The sequence below is a fragment of the Actinoplanes regularis genome, from assembly GCF_900188005.1.
GTDB lineage: Bacteria > Actinomycetota > Actinomycetes > Mycobacteriales > Micromonosporaceae > Actinoplanes > Actinoplanes regularis.
The window spans coordinates 1,179,288-1,196,490 of the sequence record NZ_FZNR01000001.1 but is presented as its reverse complement, the minus strand read 5'-3'; the positions used below and the strand labels follow the sequence as shown (position 1 = coordinate 1,196,490).

Below are 17,203 nucleotides of genomic sequence, written 5' to 3'. Positions count from 1 at the left end.
TGCCCGTCACCACCCGGCAAGGCGGTCTCGGCGATCCGCCTGATTCGACGCTCATCATTTTTCCAACTCGTAACAGTCGTAATTTCCGACGGTGTCCCGGAGCCCGGACGAGTGATTGGCGGATCGTCCGATCGGTTGGTTGTTGGCGATTGTGACGCCTGAGACAGATGTCGACACGAATACGGGTTGTAAGCCTTGACTGGCCCAACTAGCGTGGTCGATGGACGCCGAGCCGTCAGTTCGGGGAACGGGACGATCAGCTAATGATCTCCACGGTTCGGCGTTTGGGGACGGGTGGCATAAGCCGTTGGGGGACGGCGCGACCCGAGACCGGCGGTTAGTGCGGGCGACACCTATGGGGATGGGGGTCGCCCGCCGCCGCCGGTGCTTTTGTTTGCGGGTCCGGCGCCGTTCCGTACGCCAAGGATCTTTCGTTCATCAATTCTCTGGCGCGCTTTCGAGCCGAACGCGCGCTTCGTTTTGTGCACCGACAGTGCACCTCTGCCCTATGTGTTCAGTGGTGCACTCGGTCGGTCCGATGTGTATCCGACGTCCGCCGCGGTAATGGGTGGGCGGAGGTCAGGTGGTCGGGGCGAGGTCGGTGGTTACCACCCGGCCGGGCGTGGCGGCGGCGATCCGGGCCGCTTCCTCCGTACGGCGCAGAGCGGCGCGCCGCTCGCGAGCCGGCCCGCTCAACAGATGGCCGGCGGCCGCCAGGGCGCACACGGCGAAGCAACCGGTCCAGAGCGTCGTCGAGCCCGGCCCCTGCAGGACGAGGCCACCGAGGACCGGCGCCAGTGCCGTCCCGATCGACCAGGACAGGGAATTGAGCCCCTGGTACCGCCCGCGCAGTGCGGACGGCGAGAGCGCGGCCACGGTGGCCGCGTTGCTGGGCGACTGCAGCATTTCGCCGAGCGTCCAGATCACCACGGTCAGCGCGTACACCCAGGCGGCGTGGGCGACCGCGACCAGCCCGAAACCGACCCCGATGAGCAGCGTCGCGACCGCGAGGACGCGGTGGCTGCGGCGGCCCTCGACCAGCCGCGGGACGAAGAGCTGGCCGGACACGATCATGATGCCGTTGACCGCGATCACCCAGCCGTAGGTGGCCGCCGAGAAGCCGTCGGCCTGCATGGCGATCGGCAGGGTCGACCAGTGCTGCAGGATGACCATCACGGACAGCAGGTTGACCAGCAGGAACGCGAGGAAGGTGCGATCACGCAGGGCGGTGAACATGCCCCCGCCGGACGTGGGTGCCGCGCCGGTGGGTGCCGGGCGACGGGCCGGCCGGGTCTCCTTCAGGAAGATCAGTGTGATCGTCGCGGTGACCAGCGTGGTGGCCGCGTCGATCGCGAAGAGCAGCAGGAAGTCGGCCTGGGCGGCGAAGCCGGCGGCGATCGCGGCGAGCGAGAAGCCGAGATTGATCGCCCAGTAGTTCAGCGAGTAGGCCCGGACCCGGTCGCGCTCGGGTACGACGTCGACCATCATCGCGGAGAACGCCGGCCGCACCCCCTCGCCGAACGCCCCGAGCAGCCCCGTGACGACCAGGATCTGCGGGTACGAGTGCGCGAACCCGAGGGTGAGCATCAGCGAAGCCGCGCCGAACTGGGCGAGGAGCATGGTCGGCCGCCGGCCCCAGCGGTCGGCCAGCACGCCGCCGGCCATCGTGCCGATCGCGCCGCCGACCCCGTAGAGGCCGAGGACCAGGCCGGCCTGGCTCTGGGTGAAGTGGCGCTCGCCGGTGAGGTAGAGGCTCAGGAACAGCACCACGAACGCGCCGACCCGGTTGATCAAGGTCCCGGTCCAGAGGAACCAGAACTGCCTGGGCAGCCCACCCGCGGCCTGTCGCAACCAACCCTGCACAACGCCCTCCCTGTAAGCAGCCAGCGGCTGCTATTCCCTTACAACCTAGGGTCCGGGGCAACCGGAATTCCATGTGGTGGTCACCACCTACCGGGTGGCCCGGACGCCGTCCCGGTACTGGGGGAAGATGTGGTCATGACTGGAACCCTGGTGCTGTTGCGGCACGGCAACAGCGAGTGGAACGCCAAGAACCTCTTCACCGGCTGGGTCGACGTGGACCTGGACGCCAAGGGTGAGGACGAGGCCCGGCGCGGTGGGGAGCTGCTCAAGGAAAAGAACGTGCTGCCGGATGTGGTGCACACCAGCCTGCTGCGGCGGGCGATCCGGACCAGCGAGATCGCCCTGCACATCACGGATCGGCACTGGATCCCGGTGAAGCGCTCGTGGCGGCTCAACGAGCGGCACTACGGCGCTCTGCAGGGCAAGGACAAGAAGCAGACGCTCGAGGCGTACGGCGAGGAGCAGTTCATGCTCTGGCGCCGGTCGTACGACGTGCCCCCGCCCCCGATCGAGGACGACTCGGAGTTCTCCCAGGCCGCCGACCCGCGCTACGCGTCGCTGCCGCCGGAGCTCCGGCCGTCGGCGGAGTGCCTGAAGGACGTGCTCGAGCGGGCGTTGCCGTACTGGTACGACCAGATCGTCCCGGACCTGCGGGACGGCAAGACCGTGCTGGTCGCCGCGCACGGCAACTCGCTGCGCGCGATCGTGAAGCACCTCGACGGGATCTCGGACGAGGCGATCGCCAAGCTGAACATCCCGACCGGCATCCCGCTGCGGTACGACCTGGACGAGAACCTGCGTCCGATCACCGCCGGCGGTACGTACCTGGACCCGCAGGCGGCCAAGGAGGCCGCGGCGGCGGTCGCCAACCAGGGCCGCTGACCGAGGGATCGGTTCCGGTCGGACGGGACCGGGACACCCCCGTGGTGTCCCGGTCCCGTCCTCAGCCGGTCGGTCAGGCCTGATCCGCGGCCGACTCCCCGGTCACCAGGTAGATCGTGTGCTCGCCGATGTTCACCGCGTGGTCGGCGTAGCGCTCGTAGAACCGGCCCAGAAGGGCGCCGTCGATCGCGGTCTCCGCCCCGTACGGCCAGTCGTCGGCCAGCATGATCTTGAACAGCCGACGCTCGAGATCGTCCATCGCGTCGTCGTCCTTCTCCAGTTCGGCGGCGAGGCCGGCGTCGGAGTCCGCCAACACGTTCGTGATCTTCTCGGCCATGTGGTCGGCGACCTCGGCCATGCCCTGGAAGACCGGGCGCAGCTCGGCCGGCACGGCCGGCGACGGGTGCCGCCGGGCGGCGGTCTTGGCCACGTGCTCGGCCAGATCGCCCATCCGCTCGAGGTCGGCGGAGATGTGCAGGGCGGTGATCGCCCGGCGCAGGTCGATCGCGACCGGCGCCTGCCGGGCGATCATATCGGCCACCTTCGTCTCGACCTGCTGGTAGACGGCGTCCACGTCGGCGTCACGCTGGATGACGGCCTCGGCCGCCTGGAGGTCAGCGGTCAGCAGCGCGATCGTCGCCTTGCGGAGCGCCGCGCGTACCGACTCTGCCATGGTCACCAACAGCCGGCTCACCTCGGTGAGATCAGCCTGGAACTCCTCGCGCATGTTTTAAAATCCCGGTTGTCGGGGCCGTCCCGTCTCCTGGGTTTCGGCCGAGGTTGCAGCCCAGGCTAGGTCCCCAGCCCTTCCCGAACATGAACGCCGGTGAACGACGCCAGACCCGGCGGTGAACTTTGATCGACGCGCGCCGGATTCGTCCTTTTGGCCTTGTGATCCAGGTAAACAATGACCCTACGATCGCAGGGTGGAGTGGGAATACGCCGTCGGCTTGGTATCAGCCGCGCTTGTCGTCGGTGTCGGTGCGGGGCTGATCCTCGCCCGTTTCCATCGGCGATCGCCGGAGGACGCGGCCGGAGCCGGTTCGCCGGAGGGGAGAGCCGCCATCGAACCGGACGACGATCGCCCGGCAGGCAAACACGGCCTCAAGGGGCTGGGTCGCAAGAGTCTCGATTCGCTACGGGTCGGCGTCGTCGTCCTCGACGCCGACGACTACCCGGTACTGGTCAACCCCGCGGCGCGGGCCATGGGGCTGCTGCGTTCCGGGGGCGCCCCCGGAACCATCGCCGCGCACCCCATCCTGCGTACGCTGGCCGGTCAGGTCCGTCGCACCGGCGTGCGCCGGGAGGTGGAGCTGGACCTGCCGCGTGGCCGGGCCGGCGGCGCACACGCCCCGCTCGGGCTGCACCTGCGGGCCGTCGCACTGAACTCCACGCACGTCGCCGTCGAGGCGGCCGACGTGACCGAGTCGCACCGCCTGGCCCGGGTCCGGCGGGACTTCGTGGCCAACGTCAGCCACGAGCTGAAGACCCCGATCGGGGCACTGCAACTGCTGGCCGAGGCGCTGCTGGACGCCACCCAGCTGCCCGAGTCGGCGCCCGAGGCGCAGTCCGAGGACCTGCTGGCGGCCCGCCGGTTCGCCGAGCGGATCCATCACGAGTCGGCCCGGATGGGCCGCCTGGTGAGCGAGTTGCTCGAGCTCACCCGATTGCAGGGCGCCGAACCGCTGCCCAACCCCGAGCCGGTCGCGCTCGACTGGGTGATCGCCGAGGTGCTGGACCGGACCAGGACGACGTCCTCGGCCAAGGACATCGAGGTCATCTACTCGGGGCCGAAGGGCATCATGGCGTACGGCAGCGACAGCCAGTTCGCCACCGCGGTGACGAACCTGGTGGAGAACGCCATCGCCTACTCCGGCCCGGACACCAAGGTCGAACTGACCGTGCGGCAGGTCACCGACTGGATCGAGATCGACGTCACGGACCAGGGCATCGGTATCTCGCCGCAGGACGTGGAACGGGTCTTCGAACGGTTCTACCGGGCCGACCAGGCCCGATCCCGGGCGACCGGCGGGACCGGCCTCGGCCTCGCCATCGTCAAACACATCGCCACCAACCACGGTGGTCGAGTGGACGTGACCAGCGCCCTCGGCGAGGGATCTACGTTCACCCTGCGCCTACCGGCGCGCCCGCCCGAATCCCCCTCGCCGTCACCGACGGCAACTGAAATCGAGTCCGGTGTGGCCGGGCAATGACCCGGTCACCGACGACGGAAGGAACTTCATTGGCCCGCGTGCTCGTGGTCGAGGACGAGGAGTCGTTCTCCGACGCCCTGTCGTACATGCTGCGCAAGGAGGGTTTCGAGGTGTCGGTCGCCGCGACCGGAACCTCGGCGCTCACGCAGTTCGACCGGACCGGTGCCGACATCGTGCTCCTCGACCTGATGTTGCCCGAGATGTCCGGCACCGAGGTGTGCCGCCAGCTCCGGCAGCGCTCAGCCGTACCGATCATCATGGTCACCGCTCGCGACAGTGAGATCGACAAGGTGGTCGGTCTGGAGATCGGTGCAGACGACTACGTCACCAAGCCCTACTCGCCGCGCGAGCTGGTCGCCCGGATCCGCGCCGTGCTGCGCCGCCAGGGTGGTGAGGCCGTCGAGGTGAGCACCCCGACGCTCGCCGCGGGCCCGGTCCGGATGGACGTCGAGCGCCACGTGGTCACCGTCAGCGGCACCGGCGTACAGCTGCCGCTGAAGGAGTTCGAGCTGCTCGAGTTGCTGCTGCGCAACGCCGGCCGGGTGCTGACCCGCGGTCAGCTGATCGACCGGGTCTGGGGCGCCGACTACGTCGGTGACACCAAGACCCTGGACGTCCATGTCAAGCGGCTGCGCTCCAAGGTCGAACCGGAGCCGGGCGCTCCGCGCTACATCGTCACGGTCCGCGGCCTGGGCTATAAATTCGAGCCCTGAGGGGCTGGGTTTATTGCCCCCCTTGGGGCCGTTGCCGCGAGTGCCGAAAACAACCGCGCTTCACTGGTTGTTTCTCGGCACTCTCGGCAACGGGCGAAATGCGCTGGGGTTGCGGCTAGCGCTGTGCGGGGCTTGGGGAGGCTGGTTCGCGGCCGCCTCGGCGTTTCGGCGTGGTTGGCGGGGCCGTCGCGGCGGTGGTGGCCGGGTGCACGGCGATGAGGCCGGACTTCAGGCGGGCTTCGCAGAGCTCGGCCAGCTTGTCGTAGGCCGCCTGGCCGATCAGTTCGATCAGCTCCGGGGCGTAGGAGAGGTACATCGCCTCGGTGCCCACGTGGGCCTCCGGGGAAGACGTGCACCACCAGGCCAGGTCGTGTCCGCCCGAGCCCCAGCCGCGCCGGTCGAACTCCGTCAAAGTGGACTGGAGCAGCTTCGTACCGTCGGGCCGGTTGATCCAGTCCTGTTCCCGGCGGATCGGTAGCTGCCAGCAGACATCCGGCTTGTACTTCAGTGGGTGCACCCCGTCGCGCAGCGCCTGGGCGTGCAGGGCGCAGCCGCCCCCACCGGGAAAGTCCGCGTCGTTGAGGAAGACGCACGGGCCGTCTTCGGATCGGGTGGCGGTCCGCCGGGCCGGCTTGGTGCCGTCCACGGTGTCCATCTCGGTCCAGTTCTTGAACCCGCGCCGGTGCCGCTGCCACGTCTCCGGAGTGAGTTTCGCGACGGCGGCCTTGACCCGGTTCTCGTCGTCGGCGTCGGTGAAGAACGCGCCGTGCGAGCAGCAGCCGTCCTCGGCGCGGCCGGGCAGGATGCCCCGGCAGGCCGAGCCGAACACGCAGGTCCAGCGGGACAGCAGCCAGGTCAGGTCGGCGCGGACCAGGTGCTGCTCGTCGGCGGGGTCGAGGAACTCGATCCATTCCCGAGGGAAGTCGAGGGTGACCTCGGCGGGGCGTTGCGTGCGGCTCATCCCGCTCAGCCTACGCGCACCAATGGATCATGACCGTTTGGAGCGGATATATCCGGCTGTGGCTGACGTGGTTAGGCTGGAGGGCGTGAGTTCCCGAGTTCCCGTGCTTCTCTCCAGCTCCTCGGTCTTCCCCGAGCCGACGGCGGCCGCGTTCGAGATGGCGGCCACGGTGGGTTATGACGGGATCGAGGTCATGGTCTGGACCGACGCTGTCAGCCAGGACACCGGCGCCCTGCGCGGCCTGGCCGATCACTATGGTGTGCCGGTCCTCTCGGTGCACGCCCCCTGCCTGCTGGTGACCCAGCGGGTGTGGAGCTCCGACCCGTGGGAGCGGCTCAACCGTGCCGCCCAGCTCGCCGAGTCGCTGGGTGCGCCCACGGTCGTGGTGCATCCGCCCTTCACCTGGCAGCGTGATTACGCCAAGAATTTCGCCACCGGTCTGGCCAAGGTCTGCGACCGGCATCCGGACCTGACCTTCGCGGTGGAGAACATGTTCCCGGTCAAGATGGCCGGTCGCTGGTTCGTTCCGTACACGCCGGGCTGGGACCCCACCGAGACCGGCTTCGACGGGTACACGCTGGACCTGTCGCACTGCGCCGCGTCCCGGACCGACGCGCTGGCGATGGCCGACAAGATGGGCGCCGGCCTGAAGCACGTCCACCTCGGTGACGGCACCGGCGAGGCCCGCGACGAGCACCTGGTCCCGGGTCGTGGCACTCAGCCCTGCGCCGAGCTGCTGAGCTCGCTCGCCGGTCGCGGCTTCACCGGTTCGGTGGCGCTGGAGATCAACACTCGTAAGGCCGCCAGCCGTGCCGTCCGCGAGGCCGACCTGCGCGAGTCCCTCGAGTTCGCCCGCCGTCATCTGGCCCCGGCCGACTCGACCCGGCCGGCGTACCGGAACAGCTGACTCAGAGGGGTGAAACGCCGCCGAGCGGAGCGAGGTTGTTGAGCACCGCCCGCTTACGGGCTCGGTGCGCCGCGACGTGGGAGCGGGTGGCGCAGCGCTCGGAGCAGAAGCGGCGGCAGTTGTTCGACGAGGTGTCCAGGTAGACGTTGCCGCAGCGCTCGTCGGCGCAGATGCCGAACCGGGCGCTGCCGTACTCGCAGAGCCAGACCGCCAGGCCCCAGACCGCGCCGGCGAGGTATTCCACGCTGACCGATGAGCCGCGGCTGGTCACGTGCATGTGCCAGTCGCTGGCGTCGTGACCGGAGATGCGTGGCTGCACGGGGAACGCCTCCAACAGGGCGTTCAGCTCGCGCACCGCGTCCGCGTCGCGCCCGGCGGTGCCGTACTCGAAGACCTCGCGGAGCCGGCGCTGTGCCCGGCGAAAGGTGGCCAGGTCCTTCTCCACGACGTGCTCCCGCATGTAGTCCAGCTCGTCGTCGGCGAACAGGGCCAGCAGCCCGGCGAGATCGTCCAGGCCGGCGTTGACGAGGTCGACCGCCGTCCGGGCGTACGCATCGAAGTTCACCCGACCACGGTAGCCGGAACCGGCCGCGAGGTGCGATTCCTCCACCGCACCGCCGCGCCGCGGTCATGGGACCGGCGGTTACGCTCGGCCCATGCTCCGTTCCCTGTTTCGCGCCGCGGCCGGCTCCGCCCGGCTGGAGCGGCTCGTCGAGTCCACGCCCGGCAGCAAAGAGATGGTCAAGCGCTTCGTCGCGGGCGGCGACGCCGAGGGGGCGCTGCGGACGGTCCGGGGACTGACCGATGACGGCCTCGCCGTGAGCCTGGACCATCTCGGCCCGGAGTCCGCGACGCCGGAGCGGGCGCGAGCCGTCCGGGATGAGTACGTCGCGCTGCTGTCGCGGCTGCGCGACGCCGGCCTGACGCCGGCGGCCGAGGTCAGCGTCAAGCTGTCGGCGCTGGGGCAGCTGATCGACGAGAAGACGGCGTACGAGCACGCCCGCGCGATCTGTTCGGCCGCGGCCGAGGCGGGCACGACGGTGACCCTGGCCGCCGAGGAGCACACCACCACCGACGCGACCCTGGAGACGCTCGTCGAGCTGCGGCGGGAGTTTCCGTCGACCGGGGCGGTGCTGCAGGCGTACCTGCGGCGTACCGAGGGGGACTGCCGGGAGCTGGCCACCGCCGGGTCGCGGGTGCGGCTCTGCAAGGGGGCGTACGCGGAGCCGGAGTCGGTGGCGTTCCAGTCGTCGCTGGACGTGGACAAGTCGTACGTGCGGTGCCTGAACATCCTGATGGCCGGCGAGGGCTATCCGATGGTGGCCACGCATGACCCGCGGCTGATCGCGATCGCCGAGGACCGGGCCCGCTGGTTCGACCGGGGCCCCGGGGAGTTCGAGTTCCAGCTGCTCTACGGCGTCCGGCCGGAGGAGCAGGCGCGTCTCGCGGCCGGCGGCCACACCGTGCGGGTCTACCTGCCGTACGGGCGGCAGTGGTACGGCTACCTGATGCACCGCCTCGCCGAGCGCCCCGCGAATGTCGCCCTGTTCGCCAGGGCGGTTTCTTCTCGGAAGTGAATCTTTCGGTCTAATCGGACACAGATCCGGCGTGTCGCACTTGACTTTTTGTGGGCAAATTACGGAACGCGACGCCCTCGTCACAGCCGCATCGATACGGTTCTGATGACACGCACGTTCGCCAGGCGGAGCGTGCCTGCGAAAGGATCGGTGCGACGAGATGACGGGTCCAGCCCAGACCGAGGAACGCCTCTCGGAGGTGCGATTCCTGACCGTGGCCGAGGTGGCCACGTTGATGCGGGTGTCCAAGATGACCGTCTACCGGCTCGTGCACGGCGGTGACCTCACCGCTGTCCGGGTCGGCCGCTCGTTCCGGGTGCCCGAGCACGCGGTACACGAGTATCTGCGCGGAGCGTTCTCGCAGACCGCCTGAGGGCGGGCTGCCGGGGTCGTGTTGGCCCTCTCGGAGCGGGCCGGTACGCTGGACCGGTTGGCTCCCGGGTCCACGTGCCGCCTGTAACGGCGCCGTTTCCGGGGTGCCGTCCAGATCGGTTCCGGTAGTGACCGTCAAAGGTCAGGCTGGTTCCACTCAAACATGGTTCGAGAGGCTTTCGTATGGGCTCCGTGGTCAAGAAGCGCCGCAAGCGTATGGCGAAGAAGAAGCACCGCAAGCTGCTGCGCAAGACCCGCGTCCAGCGTCGCCGTTTGGGCAAGTGACGATCGGCCGGGTGCAACGCCCGGCCCACATCGTCGCTTGCCGACCTGTTTCCGAGGCTCAGCATCGGAAGGTGCGCTCGTGGTGACCTCACCGCCCAGCGTTGTCGTGGTCACCGGGGTCAGCCGATACCTCGGCGCTCGGGTGGCCGCCCGCCTCGTGGCAGATTCCCGGATCGATCGTGTCGTCGGTCTGGACCCGCACGACCCGCCCGCACGCCTGCGCGGCCTGCTGGACGGGGTTGAGCGGATCCGGGCCGACCCGCGCGCGGCCACCGAAGCCATCGCCGAGCTCGACGCCGAGGCCGTCGTGCACCTGGCGGTGACGAGCGTCCCCGATCCGGCCCACGGCGGCCGTGCGGGGATGAAGGAACAGAACGTCATCGGCACCATGCAGGTGCTGGCCGCCGCACAGGGCGCACCGAAACTGCGCAAGCTGGTGGTGCGCTCCTCGACCGCCGCGTACGGCGCCTCCTTCCGGGACCCCGCGGTCTTCACCGAGGACACCGAGCCGCGCGCGGTGCCGCGTGGCCCGTTCGCCCGGGACATCCTCGACATCGAGGGGTACGTCCGCGGTTTCCGCCGCCGCCGGCCCGAGGTCGCCGCCACCGTGCTGCGCTTCGCGCCGATGATCAGCCTGTCCGCTGAGACCTCGCTGACCCGATACTTCGCCCAGCCGGTGGTGCCCACCGTGCTGGGTCGCGACGCCCGCCTGCAGTTCGTGCACGTGGACGACGCGCTCGAGGTGCTGCACCGCTCGATCGTCGAAGACCATCCGGGCACCTTCAACGTCGCCGGCTCCGGCGTGCTGATGCTGTCCCAGGCGGTCCGCCGCGCCGGCCGGGTCGCCGTGCCGCTGCCCGAGACCGGGCTGTCCACCGTCGCCTCGCTCATCCGCCGTCTGGGCGTCGAGCAGATCGGGCTGGACCAGATCGACCTCTTCGTACACGGCCGCGTGGTCGACACCACCCGGCTGGTCCGTGAATTCGGCTTCACCCCCCGCAGCACCGAGACCGCGTTCGAGGAGTTCGTCGAATCGCACGCGGCCGGCTCCTCGCTCACCGCCGACCGGCTCGCCGCCGCTGAGCGCGCGATCCTGGACGGCGTCCGGCGGGTGCGAGCGGCGGCCGACTCCGCTGATTCAAAGGCGTAAGCGCTCGTGAGCCAGGATGAGTACCGCGACATGCTGCCCGGGCACGCCGACTTCCGGCTGTCCGAGGGACCCCCGCCGAAGAAGTTGAACGGCCGCCGCCCGATCCCGGAGAAGCCGCCCACCGAGCCACCGGCCGCCTTGGACGTGTGGGACCGGCGGGTCGCCGACGGGCTGGCCTTCCTGCGCCGCAGGCTGGCCGGGGCGTACGAGGTCGACGAGTTCGGCTTCGACCCCGAGCTGACCGAGTCGGTGTTCCACCCGATGTTGCGGGTGCTGTACCGGGACTGGTTCCGCACCGAGGTGTTCGGCGTCGAGAACGTGCCCGCCGAGGGGTCCGGCCTGGTGGTCGGCAACCACTCCGGCACGCTGGCGCTGGACGCGCTGATGCTCACCGTGGCGCTGCGGGAGAACCGTCCGCACCCGCGGCACCTCCGGCTGCTCGGCGCCGACCTGGTGTTCCGGATGCCCGGGATGAGCGAACTGGCGCGCGCGGCCGGCGCCACGGTGGCCTGCAACCCGGATGCCGAGCGCCTGATGAACACCGGCCAACTGGTCGGCGTGTTCCCGGAGGGCTTCAAGGGCATCGGCAAGAACTTCTCCGAGCGGTACAAGCTGCAGCGGTTCGGTCGCGGCGGCTTCGTCTCGGCGGCCCTGCGCACCGGTACGCCGATCGTCCCGGTCGCGATCGTCGGCGCCGAGGAGATCTACCCGATCCTGGCCGACCTGAAGCCGCTGGCCCGGCTGCTCGGGGTGCCGTACTTCCCGGTCACCCCGACCTTCCCGTGGCTCGGACCGCTGGGCCTGATCCCGCTGCCCAGCAAGTGGTTGATCCAGTTCTGCACGCCGATCCCGACCGCGCATCTCACCGAGTTCGCGGACGACCCGCTGGTCGTCTACAACCTCGCCGACCAGGTTCGGGAGACGATCCAGGCAACCCTGCACGAGCTGCTGCAGAAACGCCCGGACCCGTTCGCCCGGTGACGAGACGCCCGAACCTCCCTATAGTGACGATTGAGGGGCGGCCCCGGATTTCTCCGGCACCGCCCCTCGCCACTTCGCTGCTGTCGGCCGGCTAGAACAGATCGCCGAACAGGCCGCCCAGCATTCCGTTGTCGCCCGACTCCTCGCCGTCGCCGTCCGAGCTGGCTCCCTGGGTCGGGGTGGTGGTGCCGGCGGTCGGCGTGGTGCCGGCCGGCGCCGAGCTGCTCCGATTGCCCTGCCCGGCCACGCCCGGCGTGCTCCCCGGCCCGGCCGGGGCACCGCTCTGCGCCGTTCTGGCCGGGGTGGCGTTCTGGTCGTTCTGCCGGGACTTGCCGCCGCTGGGGTGCGTGCTGGCCGGCGGCGTCTTGTCGGTCGGCTCCTCGCCGCAGCCGCGCAGCTTCGGGCCGAGCTGGTCGGAGCCGGCCGAGACGACCTTCTCGCAGTCCAGGCCGCCGCGGAGCTGCTCGGTCCGGCGGGCCACGTCCTCCAGCAGGCCGAGCGAGGTCAGCGCCCGTTCCCGGTTGACGGTGGAGAGGTTCTGCATCGCCGGCTGGAACGTCTCGCGCTGCTCGGCGACGAAGGTGTCCAGCGGGTTCAGCTGGGTGGCGTCCTTGCGGGAGACCGCCGCGATGGTGATCAGTTTGACGCCCTTGCGGGTGTCCGCGTCCATGTCGTCCAGTACGTCCCGGAACCCGTCGGCGTTCCCGCCCATCGTGGTCGCCTCGCGCAGCCGGTTGCGCGCGAAGTCCAGCGACAGCTGCCCGCGGCTGGCATCCGAGCCGGCGATTGCCAGCTGGGCGCGTTCGGTAGAGCGCTTCACGCCGTACAGGGCGTCGCCCGGTGCCGCGCTCTCGCTCGCCGCGGAGATTCCGGAGACGGCCATCGCTCCGGCGGCGACGCCGAGCACGATCGCGCCGCGGGTGCGGATCCGGCGGCCGAAGATGGCGCGCCGGCGCTCCGGGAGCTCGGCCGGTGGCTCGGGCTCCGCCTCGACGGCGGTCCGGCCGATGCCGTCCCGCTCGGCCGTGGCGACCAGCATGGCGCGCAGACCGACGCGGAACTCGGCGTCGACCTGCCCGGCCGGCCGAGTGGCGGAGAGGCGATGGCTGAGCGCCACCAGTTCGGTCAGCTCGTCATCGGCGTGGCCACGGGTGTGGTAACGACCGCTGCCACCAGGATTGTCGACCTGCTCCGCGAAGCGCTCGGCGCTCCGGGAGCTCGGAAAAGGGAACTTCACCGTGGGCACCTCCCCTCGCTCGTGAGTGTCGCGCCGGCCCCTGTGCCGGCGTCGGCGACTGGGCCGTGGATGGCAGCCTTGGGTCGCATCCGGACAAACGCGCGACACGCGGGTCCGGTTACGGGTGCGGAGGGGGACCATCGGGTATCGGAGGTCTGCATCCGACGGCGCCCGATCAAGACTGGAACCCTTCCGGCAGGAGCCGGTTGAGCGCGCGGACGGCGCGATACTGCAGGGCCTTGATGGCGCCCTCGTTCTTGCCCATGGTCTGCGCGGTCTCGGCCACCGAGAAGCCCTGCAGGAACCGGAGCACGATGCACTCCTGCTGCTCCGGGTTGAGCTGCTTGACCGCGGTGAGCAGGGCGACGTTGGTGATGTGGTCGACCACCGCGGACTCCGGGCTGCCCTCCGGGCCCCGGTCCTCGCGATCGGCGTCCAGCACGTCCCCGGTGGTCACCTCCAGTCGGTACCGCCCCGACTTGAAGTGGTCGGCGACCAGGTTGCGGGCGATGGTGACGAGCCACGCGCCGAGGTCACGGCCCTGCCAGGTGAAGCTGCCGATGCGTTTGAGCGCGCGCAGGAAGGTGTCCGAGGTGAGGTCCTCGGCGAGCTGCCGATTGCCGACCCGGAAGTAGACGAATCTGAAGACCGTGTCCACGTACCGGTCGTAGATCAGGCCGAACGCCTCGGCCTCGCCGGCCTGGGCCCGCTCGACCAGCGCCCACACCACGGCGGCGGGGTCACCGCGGTCGGGGCGGGCCGCGTGTTTGGGCGGCTCGGTCTCGGTCGACGGGCCGGTCTTGCTCTGTGTGGGCAGCACGACCGTGTGCTCGCCTCCGGGCGTCTCGCTCTCCGGAAGGTTGGAGCGCTGGCCGGCGGTCGGCTGGGAGGGCGGGCGGGGCGCGCCGAGCCGGTTGCCGCCGAACTTGCCGTTGGTGCCGGGCGCCGGCACGGACGGTGAGTTGTTGAGCGGCCGGCGGTTGCCGGTTCGCCTCGGGCCATCGCCGCGGATCGCGTTGGTGATTATTCCGTCAACCGATTCGCGGATGGCGTTCATGCCGTCGGTGAGCGCATGGCGCCCGGCGAGGACATCGCGGTGGTACGGGTCCCCGGCGTACACATGAGTCACTGCGCCTCCTCCACGCGGCGGGCCTGCGGCGTCCGCGAATCTGTCCCGCCAGACAGGGATTCACGGCGTTTCCGTCCTTTGTGTGGCACAGCGGCCTCCTCGGGATGAGGGTGGTCACTCGCATACAAAAGGGGTGGGGCAACCCGCGGAATCGCCGGTGACCTCACCCGTTCGTGTGGAGTCCGTTACTCCGACCGGAAGTATCACCGGGTTCGGACACGCGGAGTCGCACAGCATGTGCGCTGCGGATAAAGCCACGAATCCGTCCGAACCAGGCATCCGGGATCAGGGCCACCTTCGCCGATCCCCGTGGTGGGGCAACGGACCGGGTGTCCGATATCCCGGTCGGGTGATGTTTGTGCCAGACTCGGGCCTCGTGGAGGAACCCGCCCGCGATTCCGTTGCCGAGGCTGCTGCCCGGCGCCCGGACGGCCTTGCGCTGATAGCCGGTGACACCGTCCTGACCTGGGCGGATCTGGATGCCAAGGTCAACGAGGCGGCCGCCTACCTGGCCGGCCGGACCGCGCCCGGTGATCGCGTCGCATCCGTGCTCGGCAATACCGTGGATTTCGCGGTTACCTGGTTCGGCACCCTGCGGGCGGGCCGGGTCGCGGTGCCGCTCAATCCCGGTTACACCGCCGACGAGGTGGCCCACGCGATCACCGACGCCGGTTGCGCGCTGATCGTCATCGGACAGACGGACAGGTTACGGCTCGGGTTGACCGAGTCGTGCGTGCCGCCGGAGTTCGGTGGCGCCGCGCCGGTGGAGTTCCCGGCGGTGGCCGCCGGCGATCTCGCCATGCTGCTTTACACGTCCGGGACGAGTGGCCGGCCGAAGGCCGCCATGCTCACCCACGCCGCCCTGGCGGCGAACCACGAGCAGCTGGACCGGATCGAGCCGCCGGTGGTCGGCCCGGACGACGTGGTGCTGCTCGCGGTGCCGCTCTTCCACGCCTACGGGCTGAACACCGGACTGGGCAGCGTCGCGCACCACGCGGCGACCGGCGTGCTGGTCGACCGGTTCGACGCGGTGGCGACGGCGGAGCTGGTCGCCGACCGCGGGGTGACCGTCGTGGTCGGCGTCCCGGGGATGTATCAAGCCTGGTCACAGGTGCCGGGCGGGGCCGAGATGCTGCGCGGCCTGCGGACCGCGGTGTGCGGCGCGGCGCCGCTGGACCAGGCGACCGCGGCGAGCTTCCGGGCCGCGACCGGCAAGAGCATTCTCATCGGGTACGGCCTGACCGAGTGCGCCCCGGTGCTGACCACCACCGCGGTCAGCGACCGGGAGAAGACCGGTTCGATCGGCCGGCCGTTGCCCGGGGTGGAGCTCTCCCTGCGTACCCGGAACGGTTTTGAATTGTGGCGGGACGGCACCGCCTCGCCGGAGGAGGACCTCGCCGAGCTGGACCTCGCGCCGGCGGTCTCGGCCGGCACCGACCCGGGCGAGATCGTGGTCCGCGGACCCAACCTCTTCTCCGGTTACTGGCCGGACGGCACCGGTGGGCCGGACGCCGACGGGTGGTGGGGGACCGGGGACATCGCCTACGCGGACGCCGACGGCGACCTGATCCTGGTCGACCGGATCGGGGAGCTGATCCTGGTGAACGGCTTCAACGTCTACCCCGCGGAGATCGAGCGGGTGCTGGAGTCGCATCCGCGGGTGGCAGAGTCGGCCGTGGTGGGCCGGCCGGACCGGGAGGCCGGGGAGCGACCGCACGCCTACGTGGTGGTGACGGCGGGTGCCGGGGCGCCGCCGTCGATGACCGACCTGCAGGTGCACTGCGCCACCCGGCTGGCCCGGTTCAAGCTGCCGACGATCGAGCTGGTCGCGTCGCTGCCCCGCTCGGCCAGCGGCAAGGTCCGGAAGAGGGAGTTGTCTTGACCCGCATCACGCTGATCAGCCGGAACGGTTGCCACCTGTGCGAGGTGGCCGAGGAGACGCTGGAGCGGATCGCCCCCGGCGAATGGACCCGGGTGGACGTGGACTCCTCGATCGAGCTGCAGCGCGACTACGACGACCGGGTGCCGGTCGTGCTCCTGGACGGTAAGGAGCACGGCTACTGGCGGGTCGAGGAGGCCCGGCTGCTCCGGGATTTGGCTCGACAGCCGGGCGAGCCCCACCTGTAGTTTGCGAGCGTGACAGCTAAGCACCTGGTCTGGGACTGGAACGGAACCCTTCTCGACGATCTTCATCTGGTGGTGTCGTCGACCAACGAGGCCTTCGCCACGGTCGGCGGGCGCGCCGTCGAGGCGGACGAACACCGGCGGGCCTTCCGCCGGCCGGTCGCCGAGTTCTACGCGGAGATGCTGGGCCGGGCGGTGGACGCGGAGGAGTTCGGCCGGCTGGACCGGATCTTCCACGACGCGTACCGGCTCGGGCTGACCGACATCGCGCTGGCCGCCGACGCGCTGGCCGCGATCAAGACCTGGCCGGGGACGCAGTCGCTGCTCTCCATGTGGTTCCACGACGAGTTGGTGCCGGCCGTGGAGACGTACGGCCTGGCCGGTGTATTCGCCCGGATCGACGGACTGCGTACCGAGGTGGGTGGCGACCTCAAGGCCGGCCACCTGGCCCGGCACCTGGCGGGTCTGGGTGTCACCGGTGCCGAGGTGGTGCTGATCGGTGACTCGCTCGACGACGCGGCCGCGGCCGACTCGGTGGGCGCCGCCTCGGTGCTCTACACCGGGGGCTTCACCGACCCCGTTCGGCTACGCGAATCGGGCCGTCCGGTCGCCGACTCGCTCGTCGATGCGGTGAAGATGGCCATGTCACTCTGAGTCAAGTGGCCCTGGCGGGGTGGGAACGGTAATACTCGACAGGTCGGCTCGGCTAACACAGCTGAGTCGACCTTGTCCAATTGTCCCGACAAGATCGCGATTTGTGCACGCCTTCACAAGCGCCTACTGTGTGGTTCCGAAGAGCCCCGCTACCA

The 17,203-nt window shown here is 70.1% G+C and carries 18 protein-coding genes; 12 read left to right on the top strand and 6 right to left on the bottom strand.

Translation table 11 applies throughout. The features are described 5' to 3' along the window. Positions 1 to 579: 579 nt before the first annotated feature. Entirely contained in the window at positions 580 to 1,863 is a 1,284-nt protein-coding gene (locus tag CHC09_RS05265; RefSeq protein ID WP_089291745.1) for an MDR family MFS transporter, read from the bottom strand. 135 nt (positions 1,864 to 1,998) lie between these two features. Here CHC09_RS05265 and CHC09_RS05260 point away from each other — a divergent pair, with 135 nt between their 5' ends. Continuing rightward, complete coding sequence (locus CHC09_RS05260) at positions 1,999 to 2,745, top strand: phosphoglyceromutase (RefSeq protein WP_089291744.1); 747 nt, start codon at positions 1,999 to 2,001, stop codon at positions 2,743 to 2,745. Between the two features lie 73 nt (positions 2,746 to 2,818). Here the strand turns inward: CHC09_RS05260 and phoU are convergent, their stop codons facing one another. Continuing rightward, a complete protein-coding gene (phoU, locus tag CHC09_RS05255) occupies positions 2,819 to 3,472 on the bottom strand; it encodes a phosphate signaling complex protein PhoU (RefSeq protein ID WP_089291743.1) in 654 nt (217 codons plus the stop codon). Between the two features lie 199 nt (positions 3,473 to 3,671). On the opposite strand from phoU, the gene CHC09_RS05250 reads away from it, so the two are divergent. Both CHC09_RS05250 and CHC09_RS05245 read left to right on the top strand, forming a co-directional pair. Continuing rightward, a complete protein-coding gene (locus tag CHC09_RS05250; RefSeq protein ID WP_089291742.1) occupies positions 3,672 to 4,958 on the top strand; it encodes a sensor histidine kinase in 1,287 nt (428 codons plus the stop codon). 29 nt (positions 4,959 to 4,987) lie between these two features. Continuing rightward, entirely contained in the window at positions 4,988 to 5,671 is a 684-nt protein-coding gene (locus tag CHC09_RS05245) for a response regulator transcription factor (protein ID WP_089291741.1), read from the top strand. Between the two features lie 115 nt (positions 5,672 to 5,786). Here the strand turns inward: CHC09_RS05245 and CHC09_RS05240 are convergent, their stop codons facing one another. Continuing rightward, entirely contained in the window at positions 5,787 to 6,632 is an 846-nt protein-coding gene (locus CHC09_RS05240) for a DUF3109 family protein (protein WP_089291740.1), read from the bottom strand. An 85-nt stretch (positions 6,633 to 6,717) separates the two neighbouring features. Between CHC09_RS05240 and CHC09_RS05235 the strand changes: the two genes are divergently transcribed. Further along, complete coding sequence (locus tag CHC09_RS05235) at positions 6,718 to 7,539, top strand: sugar phosphate isomerase/epimerase family protein (protein WP_089291739.1); 822 nt, start codon at positions 6,718 to 6,720, stop codon at positions 7,537 to 7,539. A gap of 1 nt (position 7,540) precedes the next feature. Here CHC09_RS05235 and CHC09_RS05230 read toward each other — a convergent pair whose 3' ends face one another. Further along, a complete protein-coding gene (locus tag CHC09_RS05230; RefSeq protein WP_089291874.1) occupies positions 7,541 to 8,104 on the bottom strand; it encodes a CGNR zinc finger domain-containing protein in 564 nt (187 codons plus the stop codon). Between the two features lie 91 nt (positions 8,105 to 8,195). Here CHC09_RS05230 and CHC09_RS05225 point away from each other — a divergent pair, with 91 nt between their 5' ends. From CHC09_RS05225 to CHC09_RS05205, 5 genes are all read left to right on the top strand, one after another. Continuing rightward, on the top strand, positions 8,196 to 9,116 hold the full coding sequence (locus CHC09_RS05225) for a proline dehydrogenase family protein (RefSeq protein WP_089291738.1): 921 nt from the start codon (positions 8,196 to 8,198) through the stop codon (positions 9,114 to 9,116). 160 nt (positions 9,117 to 9,276) lie between these two features. Further along, positions 9,277 to 9,489: a helix-turn-helix domain-containing protein gene (locus CHC09_RS05220; protein ID WP_014694808.1), complete on the top strand. Its 213-nt coding sequence runs from the start codon at positions 9,277 to 9,279 to the stop codon at positions 9,487 to 9,489. A gap of 182 nt (positions 9,490 to 9,671) precedes the next feature. After that, the gene (locus CHC09_RS05215; RefSeq protein WP_007465623.1) at positions 9,672 to 9,773 is read left to right on the top strand and encodes a 30S ribosomal protein bS22; all 102 of its coding nucleotides are present in this window, start codon (positions 9,672 to 9,674) and stop codon (positions 9,771 to 9,773) included. A 79-nt stretch (positions 9,774 to 9,852) separates the two neighbouring features. Then, positions 9,853 to 10,923 (top strand): NAD-dependent epimerase/dehydratase family protein, encoded by a 1,071-nt coding sequence (locus CHC09_RS05210; RefSeq protein WP_089291737.1) that lies wholly within the window; start codon positions 9,853 to 9,855, stop codon positions 10,921 to 10,923. Between the two features lie 6 nt (positions 10,924 to 10,929). After that, a complete protein-coding gene (locus tag CHC09_RS05205; RefSeq protein WP_203833007.1) occupies positions 10,930 to 11,904 on the top strand; it encodes a lysophospholipid acyltransferase family protein in 975 nt (324 codons plus the stop codon). Between the two features lie 91 nt (positions 11,905 to 11,995). On the opposite strand, the gene CHC09_RS05200 is transcribed toward CHC09_RS05205, so the two are convergent. Next, positions 11,996 to 13,141 carry a DUF5667 domain-containing protein gene (locus CHC09_RS05200; protein ID WP_089291872.1) on the bottom strand — a complete coding sequence of 382 codons (1,146 nt, stop codon included), beginning with the start codon at positions 13,139 to 13,141 and terminating at the stop codon, positions 11,996 to 11,998. A gap of 175 nt (positions 13,142 to 13,316) precedes the next feature. After that, entirely contained in the window at positions 13,317 to 14,270 is a 954-nt protein-coding gene (locus tag CHC09_RS05195) for an ECF subfamily RNA polymerase sigma factor, BldN family (protein WP_089291736.1), read from the bottom strand. Positions 14,271 to 14,622: 352 nt separating this feature from the next. Here CHC09_RS05195 and CHC09_RS05190 point away from each other — a divergent pair, with 352 nt between their 5' ends. From CHC09_RS05190 to CHC09_RS05180, 3 genes are read left to right on the top strand one after another with little or no spacing between them, the layout of a single operon-like run. Beyond that, positions 14,623 to 16,152: an AMP-binding protein gene (locus CHC09_RS05190; protein ID WP_373871875.1), complete on the top strand. Its 1,530-nt coding sequence runs from the start codon at positions 14,623 to 14,625 to the stop codon at positions 16,150 to 16,152. Continuing rightward, the gene (locus tag CHC09_RS05185) at positions 16,149 to 16,397 is read left to right on the top strand and encodes a glutaredoxin family protein (RefSeq protein WP_089291734.1); all 249 of its coding nucleotides are present in this window, start codon (positions 16,149 to 16,151) and stop codon (positions 16,395 to 16,397) included. Before CHC09_RS05190 ends, CHC09_RS05185 begins: the two co-directional genes overlap by 4 nt. 9 nt (positions 16,398 to 16,406) lie before the next feature. Then, positions 16,407 to 17,048: an HAD family hydrolase gene (locus CHC09_RS05180; RefSeq protein WP_089291733.1), complete on the top strand. Its 642-nt coding sequence runs from the start codon at positions 16,407 to 16,409 to the stop codon at positions 17,046 to 17,048. Positions 17,049 to 17,203: the final 155 nt, after the last annotated feature.